At 44.4% G+C, this 22,553-nt stretch carries 23 protein-coding genes; 9 read left to right on the top strand and 14 right to left on the bottom strand.

Annotated features, from left to right (window positions below; translation table 11 throughout):
* Nucleotides 1-86: 86 nt before the first annotated feature.
* The 6 genes from nupQ to maeL all read right to left on the bottom strand — a co-directional run bounded on the left by nupQ (nucleotide 87) and on the right by maeL (nucleotide 7,549).
* The gene (nupQ, locus tag MHB62_RS16355; RefSeq protein ID WP_032722433.1) at nucleotides 87-1,046 is read right to left on the bottom strand and encodes a guanosine ABC transporter permease NupQ; all 960 of its coding nucleotides are present in this window, start codon (nucleotides 1,044-1,046) and stop codon (nucleotides 87-89) included.
* Complete coding sequence (gene nupP / locus MHB62_RS16350) at nucleotides 1,047-2,093, bottom strand: guanosine ABC transporter permease NupP (protein ID WP_029318495.1); 1,047 nt, start codon at nucleotides 2,091-2,093, stop codon at nucleotides 1,047-1,049. It abuts the gene before it with no gap.
* On the bottom strand, nucleotides 2,086-3,618 hold the full coding sequence (nupO, locus tag MHB62_RS16345) for a guanosine ABC transporter ATP-binding protein NupO (protein WP_032722430.1): 1,533 nt from the start codon (nucleotides 3,616-3,618) through the stop codon (nucleotides 2,086-2,088). The genes nupP and nupO overlap by 8 nt, the downstream gene beginning before the upstream one ends.
* Nucleotides 3,619-3,693: 75 nt before the next feature.
* Nucleotides 3,694-4,773: a guanosine ABC transporter substrate-binding protein NupN gene (nupN, locus tag MHB62_RS16340; protein ID WP_015384509.1), complete on the bottom strand. Its 1,080-nt coding sequence runs from the start codon at nucleotides 4,771-4,773 to the stop codon at nucleotides 3,694-3,696.
* A 474-nt stretch (nucleotides 4,774-5,247) separates the two neighbouring features.
* Nucleotides 5,248-5,955, bottom strand: coding sequence for a two-component system response regulator MaeM (gene maeM, locus MHB62_RS16335; protein ID WP_014477821.1), 708 nt, complete (start codon nucleotides 5,953-5,955; stop codon nucleotides 5,248-5,250).
* Nucleotides 5,948-7,549 (bottom strand): two-component system sensor histidine kinase MaeL, encoded by a 1,602-nt coding sequence (gene maeL, locus MHB62_RS16330; protein WP_032722428.1) that lies wholly within the window; start codon nucleotides 7,547-7,549, stop codon nucleotides 5,948-5,950. The genes maeM and maeL overlap by 8 nt, the downstream gene beginning before the upstream one ends.
* 177 nt (nucleotides 7,550-7,726) lie before the next feature.
* Between maeL and MHB62_RS16325 the strand changes: the two genes are divergently transcribed.
* A complete protein-coding gene (locus tag MHB62_RS16325; RefSeq protein ID WP_003228837.1) occupies nucleotides 7,727-8,284 on the top strand; it encodes a YufK family protein in 558 nt (185 codons plus the stop codon).
* Nucleotides 8,285-8,486: 202 nt separating this feature from the next.
* On the opposite strand, the gene MHB62_RS16320 is transcribed toward MHB62_RS16325, so the two are convergent.
* The 3 genes from MHB62_RS16320 to MHB62_RS16310 all read right to left on the bottom strand — a co-directional run bounded on the left by MHB62_RS16320 (nucleotide 8,487) and on the right by MHB62_RS16310 (nucleotide 12,096).
* Nucleotides 8,487-8,900 carry a thiol-disulfide oxidoreductase DCC family protein gene (locus MHB62_RS16320; RefSeq protein WP_032722426.1) on the bottom strand — a complete coding sequence of 138 codons (414 nt, stop codon included), beginning with the start codon at nucleotides 8,898-8,900 and terminating at the stop codon, nucleotides 8,487-8,489.
* 20 nt (nucleotides 8,901-8,920) lie between these two features.
* Nucleotides 8,921-10,795, bottom strand: a complete 1,875-nt coding sequence (locus MHB62_RS16315) for a transglycosylase domain-containing protein (RefSeq protein ID WP_080287629.1) — start codon at nucleotides 10,793-10,795, stop codon at nucleotides 8,921-8,923.
* Nucleotides 10,796-10,887: 92 nt separating this feature from the next.
* Nucleotides 10,888-12,096: a multidrug efflux MFS transporter gene (locus MHB62_RS16310; RefSeq protein ID WP_220562392.1), complete on the bottom strand. Its 1,209-nt coding sequence runs from the start codon at nucleotides 12,094-12,096 to the stop codon at nucleotides 10,888-10,890.
* On the opposite strand from MHB62_RS16310, the gene MHB62_RS16305 reads away from it, so the two are divergent.
* Nucleotides 11,999-12,202 (top strand): hypothetical protein, encoded by a 204-nt coding sequence (locus MHB62_RS16305; protein WP_003243502.1) that lies wholly within the window; start codon nucleotides 11,999-12,001, stop codon nucleotides 12,200-12,202. The two genes, MHB62_RS16310 and MHB62_RS16305, sit on opposite strands and share 98 nt — an antisense overlap.
* Nucleotides 12,203-12,277: 75 nt before the next feature.
* Nucleotides 12,278-12,895 (top strand): 3'-5' exonuclease KapD, encoded by a 618-nt coding sequence (kapD, locus tag MHB62_RS16300; protein WP_003228846.1) that lies wholly within the window; start codon nucleotides 12,278-12,280, stop codon nucleotides 12,893-12,895.
* A gap of 26 nt (nucleotides 12,896-12,921) precedes the next feature.
* Here the strand turns inward: kapD and kapB are convergent, their stop codons facing one another.
* From kapB to patB, 3 genes are all read right to left on the bottom strand, one after another.
* A complete protein-coding gene (gene kapB / locus MHB62_RS16295) occupies nucleotides 12,922-13,308 on the bottom strand; it encodes a kinase-associated lipoprotein KapB (protein ID WP_015384502.1) in 387 nt (128 codons plus the stop codon).
* Nucleotides 13,309-13,353: 45 nt separating this feature from the next.
* Complete coding sequence (kinB, locus tag MHB62_RS16290) at nucleotides 13,354-14,640, bottom strand: sporulation sensor histidine kinase KinB (RefSeq protein ID WP_003228853.1); 1,287 nt, start codon at nucleotides 14,638-14,640, stop codon at nucleotides 13,354-13,356.
* Between the two features lie 126 nt (nucleotides 14,641-14,766).
* Nucleotides 14,767-15,930, bottom strand: coding sequence for a cystathionine beta-lyase PatB (gene patB / locus MHB62_RS16285; protein ID WP_029725858.1), 1,164 nt, complete (start codon nucleotides 15,928-15,930; stop codon nucleotides 14,767-14,769).
* Between the two features lie 86 nt (nucleotides 15,931-16,016).
* Here patB and MHB62_RS16280 point away from each other — a divergent pair, with 86 nt between their 5' ends.
* Nucleotides 16,017-16,277, top strand: a complete 261-nt coding sequence (locus MHB62_RS16280; RefSeq protein WP_032722422.1) for a YugE family protein — start codon at nucleotides 16,017-16,019, stop codon at nucleotides 16,275-16,277.
* A gap of 25 nt (nucleotides 16,278-16,302) precedes the next feature.
* Here the strand turns inward: MHB62_RS16280 and MHB62_RS16275 are convergent, their stop codons facing one another.
* Nucleotides 16,303-17,124, bottom strand: coding sequence for an alpha/beta fold hydrolase (locus MHB62_RS16275; protein ID WP_019712492.1), 822 nt, complete (start codon nucleotides 17,122-17,124; stop codon nucleotides 16,303-16,305).
* Nucleotides 17,125-17,271: 147 nt separating this feature from the next.
* Between MHB62_RS16275 and MHB62_RS16270 the strand changes: the two genes are divergently transcribed.
* The 3 genes from MHB62_RS16270 to yugI all read left to right on the top strand — a co-directional run bounded on the left by MHB62_RS16270 (nucleotide 17,272) and on the right by yugI (nucleotide 19,526).
* The gene (locus tag MHB62_RS16270) at nucleotides 17,272-17,772 is read left to right on the top strand and encodes an Lrp/AsnC family transcriptional regulator (RefSeq protein ID WP_009968070.1); all 501 of its coding nucleotides are present in this window, start codon (nucleotides 17,272-17,274) and stop codon (nucleotides 17,770-17,772) included.
* On the top strand, nucleotides 17,773-18,933 hold the full coding sequence (locus tag MHB62_RS16265) for an aminotransferase (RefSeq protein WP_003228862.1): 1,161 nt from the start codon (nucleotides 17,773-17,775) through the stop codon (nucleotides 18,931-18,933).
* A gap of 200 nt (nucleotides 18,934-19,133) precedes the next feature.
* Entirely contained in the window at nucleotides 19,134-19,526 is a 393-nt protein-coding gene (yugI, locus tag MHB62_RS16260) for a S1 domain-containing post-transcriptional regulator GSP13 (protein ID WP_003228864.1), read from the top strand.
* Between the two features lie 77 nt (nucleotides 19,527-19,603).
* Here the strand turns inward: yugI and MHB62_RS16255 are convergent, their stop codons facing one another.
* Nucleotides 19,604-19,840: a DUF378 domain-containing protein gene (locus tag MHB62_RS16255; protein WP_003220771.1), complete on the bottom strand. Its 237-nt coding sequence runs from the start codon at nucleotides 19,838-19,840 to the stop codon at nucleotides 19,604-19,606.
* Between the two features lie 225 nt (nucleotides 19,841-20,065).
* Here MHB62_RS16255 and MHB62_RS16250 point away from each other — a divergent pair, with 225 nt between their 5' ends.
* Both MHB62_RS16250 and MHB62_RS16245 read left to right on the top strand, forming a co-directional pair.
* The gene (locus tag MHB62_RS16250) at nucleotides 20,066-21,229 is read left to right on the top strand and encodes an iron-containing alcohol dehydrogenase (RefSeq protein WP_032722420.1); all 1,164 of its coding nucleotides are present in this window, start codon (nucleotides 20,066-20,068) and stop codon (nucleotides 21,227-21,229) included.
* Nucleotides 21,230-21,331: 102 nt separating this feature from the next.
* Nucleotides 21,332-22,504, top strand: coding sequence for an iron-containing alcohol dehydrogenase (locus MHB62_RS16245; protein ID WP_032722419.1), 1,173 nt, complete (start codon nucleotides 21,332-21,334; stop codon nucleotides 22,502-22,504).
* Nucleotides 22,505-22,553 lie beyond the last annotated feature (49 nt).

Here is a 22,553-nt window from a genome sequence, read left to right as displayed (position 1 = left end):
TTAAAAAACTAATAAACAATTAAATTAAGGGGGTCTTTTGGATTAGAAAAAAATCCCTGAGAATCGTCTTCCCAGGGGAAAATGTTTTATCTTTTTCCTTTAATATAAGGCACGCCATTGGCTTTTGGCGCATCTGCCCGCCCGATAAAGCCGGTTAAAGCGAGAATCGTTAAGACATAAGGAGCCATCAGCATATACACATTTGGTATGTCTTTAAAAAGAGGGAGCAGCGATCCAATGATGCTTAAGCTTTGGGCGAATCCGAAAAACAGGGCGGCCCCCAGTGCTCCGATTGGATGCCATTTTCCGAATACAAGCGCTGCCAGGGCGATAAAGCCTTGCCCAGAGATGGTAGAGTGCGTGAAATCAAGCGCAATTGTGGAGGCATATACGCCGCCGCCGAGACCGCCGAACAATCCGCTGATCATCACGCCGATGTAGCGCATTTTATATACGTTGATTCCCATCGTATCGGCCGCCATCGGATGCTCGCCGACAGAACGGATACGAAGGCCGAACGGCGTTTTGAATAAGATAAACCAGGAAATAAAGGCAAGTGCTATTGCAAGAATAGACGTATAATAGACATCCGAAAAGAAGATCTTTCCCAAGACGGGAATATCGCCCAAACCGGGGATTTTCGTCTTATAAAAAGGCTCTGGAATTTTGTCTGTCTGCGCTTTGCCGTAGATCAGTTTGACGATAAATAAAGTTGCCCCAAGCGCCAGCATGTTAATGGCGACACCGCTGACTGTCTGGTCGGCGCGAAACGAAATCGCCGCTGCCGCGTGAATCAGTGAAAACAGGGCGCCTGCTGCCATGGCGGCAAGGAGCGAAAGCCAAGGTGCGGCGGCACCTAATTCCTGACCAAAAAATAAATTAAATAACACGCTGGTGAACGCCCCGATAATCATGAGGCCTTCTAAGCCGATATTTACAACGCCTGATCTCTCGGAAAACACGCCGCCGAGAGCAGTTAAAATAAGCGGGGCCGCATAGACGAGTGTTGCAGGGACAATGATAGATAAAATCTGCACAATGTCCACTTAGTTCGCCCCCTTTTTCTTCAATTTGCCCATGACGAAACGAATCGCATAGCTTGAAGCCACAAACAGAATAATAATAGCAATCACAATATCAACGACCTCTGATGGAACGCCTGATTCAATCGGCATATTTAATGCGCCGATTTTCAGCCCGCCAAGCAGGCATGCTGCCAGTACAACGCCGATGGCTGTGTTTCCCCCGAGAAGAGCGACAGCGATACCGTCAAAGCCTACGCCAGTAAATGCGCCTTTCACTGCGGCGTATTCGAATGTTCCTAGCCCCTCCATGGCTCCGGCAAGGCCTGCAAAAGCGCCGGAGATAAGCATGGAGGTCATGATATTCTTCCGCACGCTCATGCCGGCATACTGGGAAGCGTGCTGGTTAAACCCGACCGCCCGGAGCTCAAATCCTTTTGTAGTTTTGTTGATGATAAACCACATGATAACTGCTGCGAGAAGGGCAACGATGATTCCCAAATGCAGCCGTGAGTAATCGGTGATCTGTTCAAGAAAAGGAGAGCGGAGGGAGGCGGATTCGTGAATTTTCCCCGTCTTGTCCTGATGATCTGTCAAGACGTTTGAAATGATGTAATTGGTCATGTGCAGCGCGATATAATTCATCATAATGGTGACAATGACTTCATGAACGTAAAATCGCGCTTTCAAAATGCCGGGAATAAACCCCCATAATCCTCCTGCAGCTGCCGCTGTAATCAATGCGAGCGGCAAGTGAATATATGCCGGTCCGTCAAACGCCGTACCGACCCAAACCGCTGCTGTCCAGCCGACGAGCAGCTGTCCCTCGACGCCGATATTAAAGAGTCCGGTTCGGAATGCAAAGGCGACAGCCAATCCAGATAAAATATAAGGCGTAATTTGCCGGATTGTTTCTCCGACATAATAGATTTCTCCGAATATCCCATTCCACAAAGCCGAATATCCGCTAGCCACACTGTAGCCGCTCACAAGCATAATCAACGCGCCGGCCGCAAGACCAAGTATGATTGCGATGAGCGGCACGAGTAAATGAGAGAGTCGTTTAACCATTTGCTTTCCCCGCTTCCTTTTGCGTGCTTCCTGCCATCAAGAGACCAAGCTCCTGTTCAGTGGTTTCCTGCGGATTAACGCTGGCGATAATGCGTCCTTCAAAAATAACGGCGATTCTGTCACTGAGATTCATAATTTCTTCAAGCTCAAACGAGAGGAGAAGAACGGCTTTCCCGGCATCACGCTGCTCAATGAGCTTTTTATGGACAAATTCAATCGCTCCGACATCAAGGCCGCGAGTCGGCTGGGCGGCAATTAATAAATCAGGATTTCGGTCTATTTCCCGCCCGATAATCGCTTTTTGCTGGTTTCCGCCTGACAATGCCCGAGCGTGTGTATATTCATCCGGCGTTCTGACGTCGTACTCGCTGATCAGGCTGCGTGCTTTTTTGTACATTTCGCCTTTATGTAAAACGCCCAATGCTGAATACGGCTTTTTGTAATAGCTTTGCAGCAGGATATTCTCTCCGATTGGAAAATCAAGGACGAGACCGTGTTTATGGCGATCCTGAGGAATATGCCCGATCCCGGATTCAGTGATTTTTCTTGGCGTCAGGTTTTGGATCTGTTTTCCGTTTAAGGTGATTGTTCCTGAATCTGTTTTGCGGAGTCCTGTCACCGCTTCGATCAGCTCTGATTGCCCGTTTCCGTCGACGCCTGCTATGCCGACTATTTCTCCCGCTTTGACAGAAAGAGACAAATCTCTGACTGTCTCTATTCCGCGGGTATCCTTTACAGTTATGCCGTCAATCGCAAGCACTTCCGCTCCCGGCTGAGCAGCTCTCTTTTCGGTTTTGAACGATACCTCACGGCCGACCATTAGACTGGCGAGTTCGTCTTGGTTTGTATCACGGACATCAAGGGTTTTGATGCCTTTTCCTTTACGGATAACCGTAACGCGGTCACAAATCTCCATAATCTCTTTCAGCTTATGGGTGATTAAGATGATGGACTTCCCTTCTTTGACCAGGTTCTTCATAATTTGCATCAGTTCCTTAATTTCATGAGGCGTCAAAACAGCCGTCGGTTCATCAAAAATCAGAATGTCGGCACCGCGGTAGAGGGTTTTTAATATTTCTGCGCGCTGCTGCATACCGACTGATATGTCAGCTGCTTTTGCTTCAGGATGGATCTGCAGGCCGTATCGATCGGAAATGTCCTGCACCTCTTGGCCAGCACGCTTCCGGTCAATTCTGCCAAACTTCTTTGGCTCCTTCCCGAGAATAATATTTTCAGCAACTGTAAAGGTGTCAACAAGCATAAAGTGCTGGTGCACCATTCCAATTCCAAGGTCATTCGCTTTGTTCGGGCTGTTGATGTGCACCTTCTCGCCGCGCACCCGAATTTCACCCCGCTCCGGCTGATACAGCCCGAAAAGGACATTCATCAATGTTGATTTCCCCGCTCCGTTTTCACCGAGCAACGCGTGTATTTCGCCTTTTTTGACTTGAAGATTGATATTGTCATTGGCGACGATACCTGGAAACGCCTTGCGGATATTGAGCATTTCAATGACATATTCCATTGATTGACCGCTCCTTTATTTCAAAATAAAAGAAAAACAAGGGATAAGGGCTCGACCTCCTTATCCCTGCGATTCTTATTCAGCTTTGAAGGTTTTGAGCTCTTTCTCAGTTGCCGGGACTTCCAATCCGTCGATGATTTTTTTCTTCCATTTATCGACCGCTTTGATCACATCATCCGATAGATTTTGTTTAGATGGAGAAATGCCGACTCCGTCTTGATCAAGCCCGTAGGTAAGTGTTTCGCCGCCCGGGAACTTTCCGTCACTCGCTTTTTTCGTTACATCTTCAACGACTGTATCTACTTTTTTCACCATGGAAGTGAGGGTGACGTTATCATCTGTTCCTTCTACCTGGCCTTCTGCGTATTGGTCTTTATCGACACCGATGACCCAGACATCGCGTTTTGGATCTTCTTTTTTCAGGTTTTTCGCTTCAGTAAAGACGCCTGTGCCAGTGGCGCCCGCAGAGTGATAAATAACATCTACGCCTGATTTATACATGCTTTCGGCGGTTGCTTTGCCGACATCGGCTTTATCGAACCCCCCTGCGTATTTCACTTCTACAACGGCTTTAGGGTTAACTGCTTGTACGCCGGCACGGAAGCCGACCTCGAATTTTTTGATTAACTCTGATTCCATGCCGCCTACAAAGCCGATTTTTCCTGATTTGCTTGATAGGGCTGCGGCCACTCCGACGAGAAATGAGCCTTCCTGCTCTTTAAACGTAATACTTGCGACGTTGTCTTTATCGACAACAGCATCTATAATCGCAAAGTTTGTATTTTTGCGCTGGTCAGCAATTTCGCTGATTGAATCCTCCATTAAGTAGCCGACGCCGTAAATTAAGTCAAAATTCTCACGCGCCAATTTATTTAAGTTCGTTGTATAGTCTGCATCTGATTTGGATTGAAGATAGTCGTAACCGTTTTTGCCTTTTTTCAGCCCATTCTCTTTCCCAAAGGCTTGGATGCCTTCCCAGGCTGATTGGTTGAAGGATTTGTCATCCACTCCGCCTACGTCAGTAACCATCGCCACACTGAATTTGTTTTTGCCTTCGCCGGAGCCGCTGCTTTTTTCGCTGTTTCCGCATGCTCCTAATATGGTGCCTGCTGCGATCACAAGTGACATCGCCAATCCGATTTTTCGTTTATTCAAGATATAACCCCCCCAGAAAAATTTGGTTCAAAGCTGATCCGGCCAGTCATATGATGGACTGTTCTGAACAATTTCTTAGAATCGATAAAATTTTCTGATAATAACAAATGGAATGCGCTGAGACAGTTCTATTCTTCCCTGAATAAGCGTGGTGTGAGTATTTCCTTCGAAAGGCGGGGAAGAGAAGGATGCGGAAGGCGTTCCGGGCGGAAAACCGTGACATCGTTTTCTGAAGTAAGACTTATGACTTAGTTTTTCGGGATCAACTAACCAATCATAATTTATCATTTAACTAATAAGAAATAAATAGAATTTCGCATAATTTTTTAAAAAGTATCTATTTTTAGAATTGTTTGCTTAAAAATGTGAAAGGCCCTTTGTTATTCTTGTATAACTTATCAACAATAGAATCAAGCATCTTGGCAAGAGATATGACAGGAAAAACGCACTGCTCAAAGCGAGCAGTGCGTTTTCTTATAGATATTGCTTTATTCCGTTAAGGTTACTGTTGTTGACGTTGTACTGAAACACAGGTCTTCCGATCGTTCCGTACGCCATTTCTACATTCAGAACCTGTATATCTTCAAGAAACTTTAAGTATTTTCGTATGGATACTTGAGAGATTTCTGTGTGCTTTGCCAAGTCTTCTGTCGTAAAAGATTCATTTTCAAATGACTGGATACTGGACCAGATCAGCTTCAGCGTGCTTTTTGTCAGGCCTTTAGGAAGCTGCACTTTTTCTGTTGCTTCTTTCTTTTGAAAAAGCTCGGCGTCCAGTTCTTTTTGGCTCATGTTGCGATGGGTTGAATACACCTTTTGTTTTCGTCTGTAATCAGACAAAGCCGTTTGGAAACGTTCAAATTCAAATGGTTTGATTAAATAATCAACAGCTCCGTACCGAAGTGTTTTCTTGATCACGTCAAGCTCGCTGGCCGCTGAGATGACAATCACGTCAACCGCTTCATTTTGTGCTCTCAATTCCGTCAGCAGTTCCAGCCCGTTTTTTCCCGGCATATAAATATCAAGCAAAATGAGGTCGATATGATGCTCGCCTAAAATATGCAGAGCGCTTTGAAAGGAAGAAGCGATGCCTTTCAGCTGAAAGCCATCTATTTGGCTTAAGTATCGTTTATTTAATTCACCCACCATGGGGTCATCTTCAACTATTAGTACATTAATCATGATTTTCCTCCTTCGGTTCGTACGGGATGCGAATACTGAATGTCGTTCCTTCATTCTTTTCGCTTGTGAGGATCATTTGGCCTTTTAAATTTTCGATGCTTTGCTGTGTGAAATAAAGGCCGAATCCCCGGTTTTTGCCCTTTGTTGAATAGCCTTGTTCAAATACTTTGGCTTGGTCTTCTTCAGACATGCCTGCTCCAGTATCGGTAATTTCAATATCAAGTATGCTGTTATGGAAGCGCATGGACATGGTGATTTGTTTTTTCGGCATATCGGCAACGGCGTCTAAGCCATTGTTGATGAGATTTCCGATGATTGTAATAAGTTCATGGATGACAGAAGGGTCTGCCGCGTTCGGGATGACACCGTTGCATTCAATATCAAGATTTGCGCCCTGTTCACGTATAAAGCTTTGCTTTCCGAGCAGAAAACCGGCCAGTACGGAGCTTTTGACATCATTTATAATTTCACTTGTTTCTGATTTTTGCTGTATGGCTATATCTTTAATATAATCTCCAAGATCGTTATACTCTTTCAGCTGGACGAGACCTAATATCACATGCAGTTTGTTCATAAATTCATGAGACTGCGCTCTCAGTGCGTTTGCATACATTTTAACACCGGAAAGCTGTTCAGCTAAATGTTTTACCTCGGTCTTGTCTCGGAATGTCGCAATCGCTCCGACAGTTTGTCCTTTCAGCTGGATAGGAACTTCATTAAACACAAGCTCCAGCCCGTTAATGCGGACGTCTCTGTCTTGAAGGGGTTTTTTTGTCTCAATGACCTTTTTCAAGCGGCTTTTCGGCAAGATGTCATCTACATCCTGATCAATGGGATTTGTGTTGATGCCCATTTTGACGAATAGGCGTTTTGCTTCCGCGTTGGCAAGTTTAATTTTGCCATGTTCATCGACAGCGAGTATTCCTTCCTTCGTCGATTCCAGCATCGCGCTCCGTTCTTCAAGCAGAGTCGCAATTTCATAAGGTTCAAGTCCGTACATGATATTTTTCACTGTACGGGCGACGATAACGGCTCCGATCACACCGACGAAGATGCTGACGCAAATAATAAAGTAAAGCGGCCGTAAGCTATGGCTGATCACTTCATCAATTTCATTTACGGTGATGCCGACCGCGACTGCACCGACTTGTTTTCCATTCTCCGCGTAGACAGGGACGAACGCTCTCTGCGATTTCCCGAGCGTGCCAGAGGCTGTGCTGATATGGACATGCCCTTTTAATACCTCGGACTCATCACCGCCTCTGAATTTTTTTCCGATTTTGCTCGGGTCAGGATGAGTTTTGCGGATACCGCTCATATCCATGACGACAACAAATTCCGTGCCGGTGATTTTCTGAACCCGCTTTGTGTAGCTCTGCAGTTCCTTTTGTTTTTTCCCGTTTTCTAAAGCAGCGGCTGTCATCGGCGCCTCAGCTACCATTTCAGCAGTCTGCAGCGCAGTGGCCTTTTCCTGATCTCTAATCCGTTTGGTGGTTTGGGCACCGACTGTAAAAAACGTAATGAGCAATGCGATTAATACAACAATACAAACAAATATGGTGAGTCTGGTTTGCAGTTTTAATGTTTTTTTCATATAAAACTTCCTTACGTTTTATGATTCCTGCGTACTACTTTACTCTCAAAATGCTGCTTTGTGAAGATTTGGGACTGTAATTCTTAAAAAGGAGAAAAAATGGAATAATTTATCTTGTCAATGTGTTTTAAGTCCTCCATAATAAATGAGGTAGATTATAGAAAGGGACTTTTTTATATGAAAAATACTTATTTGACAGGATATTTTCCGCTGATTGCGATCCTGCTTTTTAGTTCGTCCTTATCCATCTCAACTTCACTTTATGCGTTGAAGATGCTGTCTTCATTTGGAATGTATGATGGAATGCTCGATTATTTTTCAGAGAAAGGAATCAGGCTTGCGTTATTTGCTGCCTTTGCACTTTTATATTTTATGGTTCTGTCCGCTCTGAAATTAATTGCAAATACCGTGACCGAGCTGTCATTGCTGTTTTTTGCTAATGATCCGGAAGGGAACAACCTGAAAAAACTCAGAATGGGTTCCATGATTTATTTGGGCGGCGGGATTTTATCCTTTGTGCTCTTGCAAAATGTCATTTGGATTGTGATCTGGTTTGCGGTCGTTACGCTCGCTTACTTTGTGTTTACCGTGTACCGGATTTATTCGACGCTTTCTCTCATGTCATTAGTCGGATTCATTCTATTGGAACTGCTGTTTTGGTTTACCTTTGTTATCGGTATTCTGTTCATATTTATCAAGCTTTATAATAGCATAATGGCTAGCTTACCTGTGTAAGCTAGCCATTTCAGCGTTTGGTGGTCAGATTTGCGCTTCGTGCTCTATACGCAATAAAACGGCGGCTAGATTCTCAGGTTTCCGCCGTTTCACAACTTCAAAAGTTTTCAATCACGCTGAAAAGATGACAAAATCCTAAAACGAAGCCGTTTTAGGATTTTGTCAACAATCTGTGATGGCTAGCTTCCTAGCCATTTTTTATTTACGGTAAAAATCTTTTTTTAATAGAAGGGGAGGGGAGCATACATTCATTTTTTTTGCCAAACCACTTATAGCGGTTTTTGGCAATGAAAGAATAGACCATATCTCTGACAGGCTTCGGCACTGCGAAAAAAAGGACGAAGAGCCGCCATGGGCCTCGCAGCTGCCTGAAAACCTTAATGGCTGCAGTTGACTTTGTGTACACTTGGCCGTCTTCAATAAAGACAAAGCTGTCAAACCGATCAGTCGGAAGCCCGCTTTTTTTCAGCAGGCTCTGTCCTGTTTCCGACTGCAGCGATGTGAAAGAAATCAATCCGTCCGGATCACGTTTAATGATAAATTGCACGGCGCCATTGCATAAATTGCAGACACCGTCAAACAGCAAAACGCGATTTGGAATTTGTTCTGAAGTCACCCCATATCTCCTCCGATCCTTTAATAAGCAGCTTGCAGCGTTCCTTTCCAGATGGAAAGCTGAGGGCTGATGCTGTGAAGATATTCAACGCTGGTCGGTGTATCCTTTCCGACCCAGACACCCATTGTATACGTATCAGTCAGGCCGACAAACCACATATCGTGATAATCATTTGATGTTCCGGTTTTACCGCCGATGTAAGGCGCATTGAAATATGCTTTTTTCCCTGTTCCGCTTTTCACAACGGAAGACATCAGTTTTTTCAGCTGCATGTTCGTGCGGACGCTGAATATTTGAGTCGCTTTATCATTCCATTTATAAAGTGTTTCTCCTTTAAGGTCTGTCACCTTTGTAATCGCATGGCTCGGCGTATAGCTTCCGCTGTTGCCGAATGTCGTATAAGCCTTTGTCATCTCAAGAGGCGTCATGCCGTTTGTAAATCCGCCAAGCGCCGCCGGAAGAAGATAGTCACTGTCGACAAGTTTGGCAAAATGATACGGCTCAATATAACTGAATGCCTTTTGGATGCCGACGCGGTCGAGCATTCTAATAGCCGGTGTATTATATGAATTTTTAAACGCCGTATCAAGCGTCACTGTGCCGTAAGTGCGGTTATTGTAGTTTTGCGGACAGTAGTCTTTGCTGCAAAACTTGCTGGCATCAATGGTGCTGCTTGTTGTCGCGCCGGTCTGTTCAATATAAGGGCCGTAATCAAGAAGCGGCTTAATGGATGAACCCGGCTGCCTGTACGCCTGGTAGGCGCGGTTAAAGTCATATTTTTGATAGTTTTTCCCGCCGGATAGAGCGATGATTTGATGCGTCTGGTGATTAATCACAGCCGCTCCGCCCTGTACGTCCGCATACGGGAGCTTGGAATTCATTTGTGCCACAACTTGATTTTGCATATACGGATCAAGTGCAGTATAAATTTTCACACCGTCTTTCATCAGCGTGCTGACTCTTGCGGACAGCTCGTTTTCGATCTTTTCTTTTTGTTTTCCTGATGCTTTTTGAAGGCGTTTATCAAAGCCTTCTGATTCAGACACCAGCTGAGTGAATTCATCATTGACGTAGGAAACGTAGTCAGGATATTTGTCTTCTCTTTTTTCAACATCCAGTTTGATTTTTTGTTTTACGGCTTTTTTCAGCTCTTTGTCCGTAATGACCCCGGCATCTTTTAGCCCTTTAAGCAAACGTTCTTGACGGCTTTTCGTGTAGTCAAAATGCTTGAGAGGATCATATAATGTAGGGTTATTAGGTATAGCACAGATAAAAGCCATTTCTCCCACTGTGAGAGATTTCAGCGGTTTGCTGAAATAGAATTCAGCCGCTGAACCGACGCCATAAACACCATTGTTAAAATAAATGGTATTTAAGTAAGCTTCAAGAATTTCATTTTTCGTATATTTTTTCTCCAGCTGATAGGAATACGCGAGCTCTGTCAGCTTGCGGCTGAAGGAGCGTTCGTGGCTCAAATATAAGTTTCTTGAAAGCTGCTGTGTGATGGTGCTGGCACCCTGGTCAATTTTCTTGTCTTTTACGTTAGAAGCAGTAGCCCGCACCATTCCCATAAAGTCAAAGCCTTTATGCTCGTAAAAATGGCGGTCCTCAGATGTTAAGAAAATCTGTTTGACTTCCTCGGGAATCTTGTTAAATGGAACGAGCACACGGTTTTCGTGGTCGCTGACGATTTCCGAGACAAGGGAGCCGTCCCTGTCATACATGTAGCTGTTCTGAACAAGGCTGATATCTTTCAGATTAATATTTTTATCAAGCACCTGATCCAGGGACTTCATTTGTTTTACTTCTTTTCCGGAAGCGATAACTGTAAATGCAAACAATGGGATTATGCAAAGGAGCAAAATCCATCCGATTATTTTTCGTAACATGGTCACTCTCTTTTCTCCTAAATTCTAGCCATATCGTACCATTCTTTTGAGATTACGAGAAGGTTAAATTTAGAAGATTCCTCAGTTTTTTCTCGGAATCAGCTTGCTTTGGCATAAGAATCTTTCCGAAGTTTCTGCATGATCCAAAGCATGCAGGCGCCGGCGAAAAAGAGAAACGCTGTGACGTAAAAGGTGGCCGAAATGGTAAAGTGGCTCGATATGATTCCGCCGAGCAGAGGCCCGAGCACGTTTCCTAAAAAGCGAAAGCTGACATTGTAGCCGAGAACTTCACCTTGAATGCTGCCGGGAGCCTGAACGCGGATCGCTGCCGTAATGCATGGCAGCAAACCGCCCATTGCCATTCCGAATAAAAATCTGAAAACAAGGAGCACGCTGAGTGAGGACGCGAGCGCCTGCGGAATAAAAAAGAAAGAGGCGGCGAGCAAAAGTCCGATTAAAATGCGGCGGTGGCCGTAGCGGTCGCCCAGATCACCCCATTTTCTAGCCAGCAGCAAACTTCCGAGCCCCGTTGCTGAAAATGCCATGCCGGAGAAAAAGGCAAGATTGACAGGTCCGTGCAGCTCATTTACATATAAAGCGAGCAGGGGCTGGATACTGAAATTGCCTGTTTGAATCAGCATGGTTAACAGCATCATGACCCACAGCGCCGGCTGGTGAAAAATATAGGAGAGCACTTCTTTTCTCGAGTAAGACGTACGTTTGGCTGTTTTCTCTGCAAGAGGCTTTTCTTTGACACCAAATAACACGAGAAGAACAGACGAGAAAATCACAAAGGATGTGATAAAAAAGGTATACGTAAAGCCGAAACGATCAGCAAGCATGCCTCCCAAAAGCGGGCCGAACAAGCTTCCGGACACTTGCCCCATTTGCAGCGTGCCAAGCGTTTTGCCGGCTGAGCTCTTCGGAGTCTGTGCCGAAATCATCGCAAGAGATGTTGGGATGAATCCGGTTACAAGACCCATTGCCATACGCAGAAAAAACAATTGGTACACCGATGTAACAAAGCCCATGAAGAAAATGCTGAGGGCAATGCCCGTTCCGGTTGCCATAAGGATTTTCTTGTATCCGCGTTTGTCTCCGAACCGTCCCCAAAACGGGGATACCAAAAACGCCATGAGAAATGTAATGCCGAACACATAGCCGCTCCACCTTTGCACAAAGCCGTTTGAAAAAGAGCTGAGCGTCTCAATGTATAAGGAGAGAAAAGGAACGATCATCGTCGTGCTAGCGGAGACAAAAAAGTTCGCCAGCCACACAATGACAAAGTTTTTCTTACGGATAGAAATAACATCACCTTCTTATTATTTCGGGTTCCTTACTAATTATAAAGAAACGATTCACAATTTAAAAGAAACGAAGCGGCTGGGAAAATTCATTATTTTTAGAAAATGAAGAAATGTCGAGAAGGGGAATTGATATACTATAAAGATAGCATTTTCTGATCGGAGGAAAGGCAGGTGTAAAAAGGTGACGACAAACAGCTTACTCATTATTGATTTCGAATTTACAATGCCCGACGGAAAGTACAGTCCTCAAAACTTCTTCCCGGAAATCATTGAAGCCGGAATTGTAAAGTCGATTGATGATGAAGTGGTTGAGACGTTTTCTAGCTATGTTAGACCGAAAAAGTTCCCGAAGCTTACGAAACGCTGCAAATCATTTTTAAAAATAACACAAAAACAGGTAGACGAAGGAATGAGATTCGAGGATTTCATCCGTAAACTAAACGAGCTGGATCCTGAGAAAAACAGCACAATTATTACGTGGGGAAACATGGATATGAAAGTGCTGAAGCAAAACTGTATGTTTAACCATATCCCTTTCCCGTTTAAGGGAGAAATGAGAGATTTATCGCTTGAATACAAAAACTTTTTTGGAGACCGGACATTGACGGGTTTATGGAAAGCTGCCGAAGAGTATGGAGATTCCGGAACCGGCACCCATCATAAAGCGCTTGATGATGCTCTCACAGCATACAAACTTTTTAAGCTTGTTGAGCAGGATAAGCAGTATCTCGAAAAGCCAAAACCGCCCACAATCGGCGAAAGAATCGATTTAACCGAACTGTTGAAGCGCGCGACGTAAAAAACCCAATCTTTTGTCAGACTGGGTTATGGCCGGTTAAAATATTCTTTTTCTAAAATGTCCAGATTATGAAGGGAGCGCTTTGCCCACTCCGAACCATCCTCATTCAATTTGGCTCTCAGCTGTGCTGTCGCCTCCCGCAGAGATTCGGTATAATCCGGCACTTCACCGTCATAAGGCTTCACCATATGGTGGGGGATATTGGTCTGTTCACCATATGCGAGCGCTTTTCTCTCATGAAAAAATGGCACATCCGCCTGTTTTGGATGATGAAGGTCTCCCTGAGCGGGATGGGTAAGAACCGCTTTCACTTTCACTAAATAATGCTGCGGCCTGCAAGCCGTGATTTCTCCTATGTATACACCTGTTTTGTAAAATCCTTTAACGATAGAGCCTGTCTCAAACGTGCTCATCTGTCATCACCTCGCATTTATTCTATTAAAGTTCCAATCGATTTGCTAGTGAGGAAGATCAGCGGGAAGCTTAATGGTCACCGTAGTGCCTTTTTGGAAGCTGCTGTTAAATGAAATGGTCCCGTGATGATGTTCAATAATGGAAAAGGTTACGGTGAGGCCGAGTCCCGTTCCGTTCGTTTTTAAGGAATAATAAGGTTCGCCGAGTTTTTGCATTTGATGGTCTGTCATCCCGACCCCATTGTCTGTGATGTTGATCATGATCGTATGGCCGTTTCTTTTGGCTGATATGTGGATCATCCCCTTCCCGTGAGGAACCGCTTCAATACTGTTTTTCATCAGGTTGATGACAGCCTGCTTCAGCTTTGTTGCGTCTCCGTATATCAAAAGGTCCGGTTCTGTTTCAGCCTCGACGGTTACTGACTTGTAATTGGCGTACGACACCATAAGGGAGCTTGTCTCTTTGATAAGGGCAGATAGGTCAAAAACCTCTTTTTCGTATAATTGCTGTTTGGCCATATCGAGATAGTTTGTGATAATGCCTTGCGCCCGGTCAAGCTCTGACAGTACAAGCTTTTTGTAATCCGCACTCGACTTGTTTTGTAGGGTTTCGTCATTAAAAAGCAGCTGGACAAACCCGCGGACAACTGTCAGCGGATTCCTGACCTCATGGGCGACGCTCGCTGCCAGTTCACTCACAATCGTCATTTTTTCAGAATGGATAAGCTGTGAGCGCAGGGCGATATTTTCGGCGATGCTTTCGATAATATAGATGCTTAATAGAAGAACACTGGAGCGGAAAAGCCCTGAGACTGCCGCCTCGTAAACGAAAATTCCTGATTTTTGAAAATTTAAAATATTCAAGGCGGAAAGAATCCAGCTTGAGGCGAAGAATAGGAAAATCTCCACGCAGCTGATCAATAAAGACAGCAGCAGTTTTTTCGCTTTGGACATGAATGGCCATTTTTTCTGAAATAAGATTGGGATAATGATAAGAAAAGGCAGCAAAGTGAAAACAAACATTGCGGAAGGTTCGTAAAAAAGCAGTTCAAAACATAGGACAGATGCGGCGACTGTAAGTCCGGAAGCGGTACTAATGTAAAATAAACAAATGATAACGGGAATCATCTGAAGGCCGTATTGTATGTAGTCCATTTCATGAATCGGGAAAATAATGCATAAAACGGAGGCACCGCAGGCGAAGAGCGTGACCAAACCGCTGTTTATTTTTGGCACAAGAATCGCAGGTTTTCCAAGCCAAAACACTTGGTAAAGAAGAATAGGAAACAAAATAAAGCAGATGTGCAGAAGATAGTCTTTTAGAATTTCCATTCGTGTGAAATCCTTTCGTATAAAATATGAATCTATTATAACACTAAATATTAGAAGTAAAATATAAAATTCCTTTATTAAGAACGCCTTTACAAATGAAGACGTAAAGGCGTTTAACAGCTATATTTACGATAATGCGGCTTTGATGCGGCGCAGGCCGTCCTGCAGGGTTGCAAGAGAGCATCCTGCGTTCAGGCGCATAAATCCTTCTCCGCCAGGCCCGTATTTCGTCCCGGGCTCTAAAATAACTTTTCCTTTTTTTAGCATTCTTTGCTGAAGCTCTGCATCGGACAAGCCGTAAGCGCTGAAGTCGAGCCAAATCAAGTATGATGCATCCGGCTTCATCATTTTGACCTTTGGCAGCTCGGTGCTCAAAAAGGCTTCCGCTTCGTTCATGTTTCTCTCAATGTAAGAGATCAATCCATCAAGCCACGGTCCCCCTTTTGAATACGCGGCTTCGATTGCAGTGACGGCAAACGCGTTCAGTCCGCCTAAACCATTGCGCTGAAGGCTTGCGGAAAACTTGGCGCGCTTCAGGCGATCCGGAATAATGATTGCTGAAGCCTGCAATCCGGCGATATTAAATGTTTTGCTTGGAGCAGCACATGTCACAGAAATATCAGCGAAATCGTCAGAGAGCGAAGCGAACGGCGTGTGTATGTGTCCGTACAGCATTAAATCAGAATGGATTTCATCCGATACAACTGTGACGCCATGCTCAAGGCACAATTCGCCTAGCTTCAGTAAGTCTTCCCGGCCCCATGAACGCCCAGAAGGGTTATGAGGATTGCATAAAATAAACAATGTAACACTTGGGTCACTAAGCTTCGTCTCCAAATCTTCAAAATCCATTGCATATGCGCCGTCTTTTTCTAGCAGCGGATTATGTAAAATGTGCCGGCCGTTTTTCTCCACCATATGGTAAAAAGGCGTATAAACTGGAGGCTGAACAACTACTTGATCGCCCGGCTCCGTAAAAGCTTGTACCGCCATGCTCAAAGCCGTTACAACGCCGGGGCTGAATGTGATGCTTTCCGGATTCACCTTCCAGCCGTGCCTGTTTTGCATCCATCCGCACACAGCATCCCTCGTTTTTTGATCTGGAGTTGTATAACCAAAAATACCGTGGTCAAGACGCTCTTTTAACGCTTCAGTTATCGCTTCTGGCGCGCGAAAATCCATATCCGCCACCCACATCGGGAGTGCGTCTGTCACGCCAAATAATTCGCCTGTTTTGTCCCATTTGACCGATTGGGTGCCAAGGCGTTCTTCTCGTTTATCAAAGTTCATTCTGTTACCCCCTCATGTATGTTTATTCTTCTAAGCTTCACTATGATAAGATAGAACTGCAAATTTTATTATAAGCGGTGATGAATATGGAAGAAAGTCAAGCGGTCAGGGAAATGATTAAGATCATTGCCAAATGGGACCCGTTTAAATATGGAGAAGAGTTTTACGAAACGGAGGCTGTTGATGTCGTGCAGGCAGTCTATGATGAAGACGATCCCGACGTGCTGGCGAAAAGCATTCAGCAAATATTTGAAACTTCTTTTGAACAAACGCTGCCGATCGCCAGCTGCCGGGAAGTGGCTGGCCAGCTTTTATTCATTAAAAACAGCAGCTCCTGCACGCCTTAAAAAAACCGGTTCAGCACCGGTTTTTTTAATTGATAAAATCAGCAATGTGTTCAGAAACAAGTTCAGGCCGTTCTTCAGGCACCAGATGTCCGGTCTGGCCAAGTGAGTACAGCACGGAATTAGGCAAATCTGCGTGCAGCCGTTTACCGATCTCCATTGGGACAATTCGATCCTCCTCGCCCCAAATCAATAGAGCAGGCTTGTTCATTTTCTTCAATTGCTCGGGTTCTAAATCTCCTTCTCTGTGGCGGATAAACCTTGTCATGGCTTTGAAAATCTGCTCGTCCTGAAACGGTCTGCCATAGCCGTCGATCATCTCCTCATCAATCAGCGATTTGTCATGCACCACATTTAATAAATTTTTCATCACGCCTTCTTTCGAGAGCCAGCGTTTGATGTAAAGATGAAAATACGGGATATGGGTCCCGAAAATGATCGTCGGGTGTGAACGTTTTAAATACCCTGAACTGCAAAGCAGCACAACCTTTGAAAAAAGCTCAGGTTTTTGGAGAGCAGCAGACAGCGATATCTGCCCGCCCATAGAATGCCCGACAAGCACAGCCTGTTTCACTTGCAAGTGCTCCAAAATCCCAATGACAAGCTTAGCAAGGTTTTGATAGGTATAGATAAACGTTCTTGATTTTTCAGATTGGCCGAAAGGAGGCAAATCAAGCGCGATGATGTCGTACTTGTCCCGAAGGAGAGGAATTACTTTTCTGAAGCTGAATGCAGATGATAAAAAACCGTGTACGCAGACCAGCGTTTGCCTGCCGGGATTTTGATAATGTTCGTAGTATACATTGACTCCATCGACCATAAACCGCCTTATTGGTGAAACCGCCTCCATTCTGTGTCACTCCCTTTTTTTGATGGTTGTATTATGCCCTGAAATTGTAAATTCTAGCGGAAGTTTCTCCTCGTTTTTTCTTAGCATTCGTCAAAAAACGTGATATAATGTCATGAGATTTCTTGACATTGCAAAGGTGTGAATCAAATGAAATTGACAGAAAAAGAAACAGAAATATTAGAAATTTTAGACGAAAACAGCCGCGCCGATTTAGAAACAATCGCAAAGATGGCGGGCATCCCTGTAAATGAAGTAAAAACAATTATTGACAAACTGGAGAAAGAAAAGGTTATTATCGATTATTCCGCTATGATTGATTGGCGAAAAGTAGACGGACATGAGGGCGTTACGGCCATGATCGACGTCAAAGTAACGCCGAAGCGGGGCGTCGGTTTTGATGAAGTGGCGGAACGGATTTACCGATTCCAAGAGGTTGAATCAGTTTACCTGATGTCAGGCGTATACGATTTGTCTGTCGTGATTCGCGGCAATTCGATGTCTGACGTAGCGCGTTTTGTTTCGGATAAACTGTCAACGCTTGATTCAGTTGTATCTACGACAACCCATTTTATCCTGAAAAAATACAAGCATGACGGCAAAGTGTTTGAAACAGGAGACGACGACAAAAGAATCGTGGTGTCACCGTAAATGACTTCGTATTTATCAGACTATGTACAACAAATAAAACCATCCGGCATCCGCAAATTCTTTGATTTGGCGGCAACGATGGAAGGCGTCATTTCTTTAGGCGTCGGCGAGCCTGATTTTGTTACCGCGTGGAATGTCCGCGAAGCAAGCATTCTCTCTCTTGAACAAGGATATACGTCATACACGGCCAATGCGGGTTTATACTCATTGCGGGAGGAAATCAGCCGTTATTTGAGCAACAGGTTTGATCTTAGCTACTCGCCAGATAATGAGCTGATTGTGACAGTGGGGGCAAGTCAGGCTTTGGATATTGCGATCCGCGCCATTGTGAATCCAGGTGAGGAAGTCATCATTCCTGAGCCGTGTTTTGTGGCGTATGATGCGCTTGTTTCTTTGGCAGGCGGTATCCCGGTTCACGTTCATACAACGGCAGACAAAGGATTTAAAGCAACGGCTGCTGATTTTGAAGCGGCAGTCACTGAAAAAACAAAGGCCATTCTCATCTGCTCACCATCGAATCCGACAGGTTCGGTTTATTCGAAGGAAGAGCTGAATGAGATTGCTGAGTTTGCCAAAAAACATGATGTCATCGTCTTAGCCGACGAGATCTACGCGGAGCTGACATATGATGAGGAATTTACAAGTATAGCGGCATTACCGGGAATGAAGGAACGGACGGTAGTCATCTCAGGCTTTTCAAAAGCATTTGCAATGACGGGCTGGAGGCTCGGTTTTGCCGCGGCACCATCCTTGCTTCGGGATGCCATGCTTAAAATTCATCAATATGCGATGATGTGTGCGCCCGCAATGGCGCAGTTTGCCGCCCTTGAAGGCCTGAAGAACGGCATGGAAGACGTAGAAAAAATGAAAAAAAGCTATCGAAGAAGACGGAATCTGTTTGTAGAATCGCTCAATGAAATCGGTCTCAGCTGTCATCATCCGGGCGGCGCTTTCTATGCTTTTCCATCTATTAAAAGCACGGGAATGAGTTCAGAACAGTTTGCCGAGGAGCTACTGACGCAGGAAAAAGTGGCAGTTGTTCCTGGAAGTGTGTTTGGTCCGAGCGGTGAGGGATATATCCGTTGTTCATACGCAACCTCGATTGAACAGCTTCAAGAAGCGTTAGTCAGAATGAAACGCTTCCTGCACAAAACAACATAAAAAAAGATACGAACCTTTTGTTCGCATCCAATAAAAGGGGGGAATACTAGAAAGCCTTTGGTATTTTCAGTTTACCCCCTTTTTGCTGTGTATAAACCTGATTTTTTATAAAAAGTTTTCTTTGCGGAAATAAGACATGTGTGATATAATTTTAAATTGCGTATAAACAGATATTTAATTTAACTTAGGAGTTGTTATGAATGGCAGCAAAATTTGAAGTGGGCAGTGTTTACACTGGTAAAGTTACAGGATTACAAGCGTATGGTGCGTTTGTTGCATTAGATGAAGAAACTCAAGGTTTAGTACACATTTCTGAAGTGACTCATGGTTTCGTAAAAGATATCAACGAGCACCTTTCAGTTGGCGACGAAGTACAAGTAAAAGTACTTGCTGTTGATGAAGAAAAAGGCAAAATCAGCCTTTCAATTCGTGCGACACAAGCTGCGCCTGAGAAAAAAGAAAGCAAACCAAGAAAACCTAAAGCTGCTCAAGTAAGCGAAGAAGCTTCTACACCACAAGGTTTCAACACATTAAAAGATAAGCTTGAAGAGTGGATCGAAATGTCCAACCGCAAAGACCTTATCAAAAAATAAGCATGAAAAAAGCACCGGACAGGAATGTTCGGTGCTTTTGATTTCATGCAAAATCCTATTTCAGCGTGATTGATATCCTATCGCATTTCAGGATTTGCTGCTTCTTCACGTGATCTTTCCTCGTTTGGCTTAAATAGCAGACCGAGGTTGATTAAGCCGGCGATTCCGACAAGTCCGTAAATGATTCGGGAAAGAGCTGACCCTTGGCCGCCGAAGATAGCCGCTACTAAGTCAAATTGGAAAAATCCGATCAGTCCCCAGTTAATGGCGCCAATGATGGTTAATACAAGACAAATTCTTTGAATGGTACTCATGTTTTGCAACCTCCTCCATGAATTATTAAAACAGTTATAGATTGTGACATATTGGAGAATCTATACATGCATTCTCCATATGAGGCTGGCCTGCCCTCGCTTATATCAGCTTCTTTCCCAGCATCTTGCAAAATAAAACCATCTGGTATGCTGATCGGTGAGAGCTGATTGCTTTACATGTGGTGAGGACATTCTGCATAATAAAAAATCTAAGGAGGAGATGTCATGCAAAACTTTACATACTGGAATCCGACCAAATTAATTTTCGGGCGCGGCGAAGTGGAAAGACTTCCGGAGGAACTCAAACCTTACGGAAAAAACGTATTGCTTGTGTACGGAGGCGGCAGCATTAAACGCAGCGGCCTGTATGATCAAGTGATTGAACAGCTGAATAAAGCCGGAGCGACCGTGCATGAATTAGCAGGTGTGGAACCGAATCCTCGTGTGTCGACTGTTAATAAAGGTGTTGCCATCTGTAAAGAACAAAACATTGATTTCTTGCTGGCTGTCGGAGGCGGAAGCGTAATCGACTGTACAAAAGCGATTGCCGCAGGAGCAAAGTATGATGGTGATGCGTGGGATATCGTTACGAAAAAGCATCAGTCAAAAGATGCTTTGCCATTCGGAACGGTATTGACTCTCGCTGCGACTGGTTCAGAAATGAACTCAGGATCTGTTATTACAAACTGGGAAACAAAAGAAAAATACGGCTGGGGCAGCCCGCTCGTATTCCCTAAATTTTCGATTCTTGATCCGGTGAATACATTCACAGTACCTAAAAACCACACGATCTACGGGATGGTTGACATGATGAGCCACGTATTCGAACAATACTTCCATCATGTATCAAACACGCCGTATCAGGACCGCATGTGTGAATCACTTCTGCGTACAGTCATTGAAACAGCGCCTAAGCTGATCAATGATCTCGAAAATTACGAATTGCGTGAGACGATCCTGTACACAGGAACAATCGCATTAAACGGCATGCTTTCTATGGGGGCAAGAGGGGATTGGGCTACTCATAATATTGAACATGCAGTATCAGCCGTTTATGATATTCCGCATGCCGGCGGACTGGCAATTTTGTTCCCGAACTGGATGAGACACACATTGTCTGAAAACCCTGCCCGCATGAAACAGCTTGCAGTTCGCGTGTTTGATGTTGAAGAAGCAGGTAAAACGGATGAAGAAATTGCCCTTGAAGGTATCGATAAGCTGTCCGCATTCTGGACAAGCCTTGGCGCTCCGAACCGTCTTGCTGATTATGATATTAATGATGAGCAGCTTGACACAATTGCTGACAAGGCAATGGCTAACGGTACATTCGGCCAATTTAAATCACTCAACAAAGAAGATGTGCTTTCAATTTTGAAAGCATCTCTATAAAAAAAGGGGAAATAGCCGTTTGGCTGCTTCCCTTTTTCTTTTTGTCAACTTATGTTACAATGGAAAATCTGTTTTTTACCAGCATCATTTGGAGGTTTTACTATGGAAAATTTCACTTATTATAATCCGACAAAGCTGATTTTTGGAAAAGGTCAGCTTGATCAATTAAGAAAAGAATTCAAACAATACGGCAAGAATGTACTGCTTGTTTACGGGGGCGGCAGCATTAAACGCAACGGCCTTTATGATCAAGTCACAGGCATTTTAAAAGAAGAGGGCGCTGTTGTTCATGAGCTGTCAGGTGTAGAGCCGAACCCGCGTCTTGCAACAGTGGAAAAAGGCATAGGACTTTGCAGAGAGCATGACATTGATTTTCTGCTTGCTGTCGGCGGAGGCAGTGTGATTGACTGTACAAAGGCAATCGCAGCTGGCGTCAAATACGATGGCGACGCTTGGGATATTTTCAGCAAAAAAGTAACAGCGGAGGATGCGCTGCCGTTTGGCACTGTTTTAACGCTTGCTGCAACAGGCTCTGAAATGAACCCTGATTCCGTGATTACAAACTGGGAAACAAACGAGAAATTTGTATGGGGCAGCAATGTCACTCATCCGCGTTTCTCTATTTTAGACCCTGAAAATACGTTCACGGTTCCGGAAAATCAAACAGTATACGGCATGGTTGACATGATGAGCCACGTATTCGAACAATACTTCCATAATGTTGAAAATACGCCGCTTCAGGATAGAATGTGCTTTGCTGTTTTGCAGACGGTCATCGAAACAGCTCCTAAGCTTCTTGAAGATCTGGAAAACTACAAACTTCGTGAAACGATTTTGTACGCTGGTACTATTGCTTTAAACGGCACGCTCCAAATGGGCTACTTTGGTGACTGGGCTTCTCATACAATGGAACACGCTGTTTCAGCTGTATATGATATTCCGCACGCGGGCGGTTTGGCGATACTGTTCCCAAACTGGATGAGATACACGCTTGATACAAATGTAGGCCGTTTTAAAAACCTTATGCTCAACATGTTTGACATTGATACTGAAGGTAAAACAGATAAAGAAATTGCGCTTGAAGGAATCGATAAACTGTCTGCGTTCTGGACAAGCCTCGGTGCACCTTCTCGTCTTGCTGATTACAATATTGGAGAAGAAAAGCTTGAGCTGATTGCTGATATCGCAGCCAAGGAAATGGAACACGGCGGCTTCGGCAACTTCCAAAAACTGAACAAAGATGACGTGCTTGCCATCCTTCGCGCGTCTCTATAAACTCAAAGGGCGGAATCCAGTCATTCCGCCCTTTCTTCTTGACTTGATT

The sequence above is a fragment of the Bacillus sp. FSL K6-0255 genome, assembly GCF_045040725.1.
GTDB lineage: Bacteria > Bacillota > Bacilli > Bacillales > Bacillaceae > Bacillus > Bacillus subtilis.
This window is presented reverse-complemented; position numbering and strand designations above follow the sequence as displayed.

Bases quoted from the DNA above. Each gene is read 5' to 3' on its own strand.
- nupP (WP_029318495.1), bottom strand. From the start codon at position 2,093: ATGGTTAAACGACTCTCTCATTTACTCGTGCCGCTCATCGCAATCATA.
- nupO (WP_032722430.1), bottom strand. From the start codon at position 3,618: ATGGAATATGTCATTGAAATGCTCAATATCCGCAAGGCGTTTCCAGGT.
- maeM (WP_014477821.1), bottom strand. From the start codon at position 5,955: ATGATTAATGTACTAATAGTTGAAGATGACCCCATGGTGGGTGAATTA.
- maeL (WP_032722428.1), bottom strand. From the start codon at position 7,549: ATGAAAAAAACATTAAAACTGCAAACCAGACTCACCATATTTGTTTGT.
- MHB62_RS16325 (WP_003228837.1), top strand. From the start codon at position 7,727: ATGAAAAATACTTATTTGACAGGATATTTTCCGCTGATTGCGATCCTG.
- MHB62_RS16305 (WP_003243502.1), top strand. From the start codon at position 11,999: ATGTATAAGGAGAGAAAAGGAACGATCATCGTCGTGCTAGCGGAGACA.
- kapB (WP_015384502.1), bottom strand. From the start codon at position 13,308: ATGAGCACGTTTGAGACAGGCTCTATCGTTAAAGGATTTTACAAAACA.
- kinB (WP_003228853.1), bottom strand. From the start codon at position 14,640: ATGGAAATTCTAAAAGACTATCTTCTGCACATCTGCTTTATTTTGTTT.
- patB (WP_029725858.1), bottom strand. From the start codon at position 15,930: ATGAACTTTGATAAACGAGAAGAACGCCTTGGCACCCAATCGGTCAAA.
- MHB62_RS16280 (WP_032722422.1), top strand. From the start codon at position 16,017: ATGGAAGAAAGTCAAGCGGTCAGGGAAATGATTAAGATCATTGCCAAA.
- MHB62_RS16275 (WP_019712492.1), bottom strand. From the start codon at position 17,124: ATGGAGGCGGTTTCACCAATAAGGCGGTTTATGGTCGATGGAGTCAAT.
- MHB62_RS16270 (WP_009968070.1), top strand. From the start codon at position 17,272: ATGAAATTGACAGAAAAAGAAACAGAAATATTAGAAATTTTAGACGAA.
- MHB62_RS16265 (WP_003228862.1), top strand. From the start codon at position 17,773: ATGACTTCGTATTTATCAGACTATGTACAACAAATAAAACCATCCGGC.
- yugI (WP_003228864.1), top strand. From the start codon at position 19,134: ATGGCAGCAAAATTTGAAGTGGGCAGTGTTTACACTGGTAAAGTTACA.
- MHB62_RS16255 (WP_003220771.1), bottom strand. From the start codon at position 19,840: ATGAGTACCATTCAAAGAATTTGTCTTGTATTAACCATCATTGGCGCC.
- MHB62_RS16250 (WP_032722420.1), top strand. From the start codon at position 20,066: ATGCAAAACTTTACATACTGGAATCCGACCAAATTAATTTTCGGGCGC.
- MHB62_RS16245 (WP_032722419.1), top strand. From the start codon at position 21,332: ATGGAAAATTTCACTTATTATAATCCGACAAAGCTGATTTTTGGAAAA.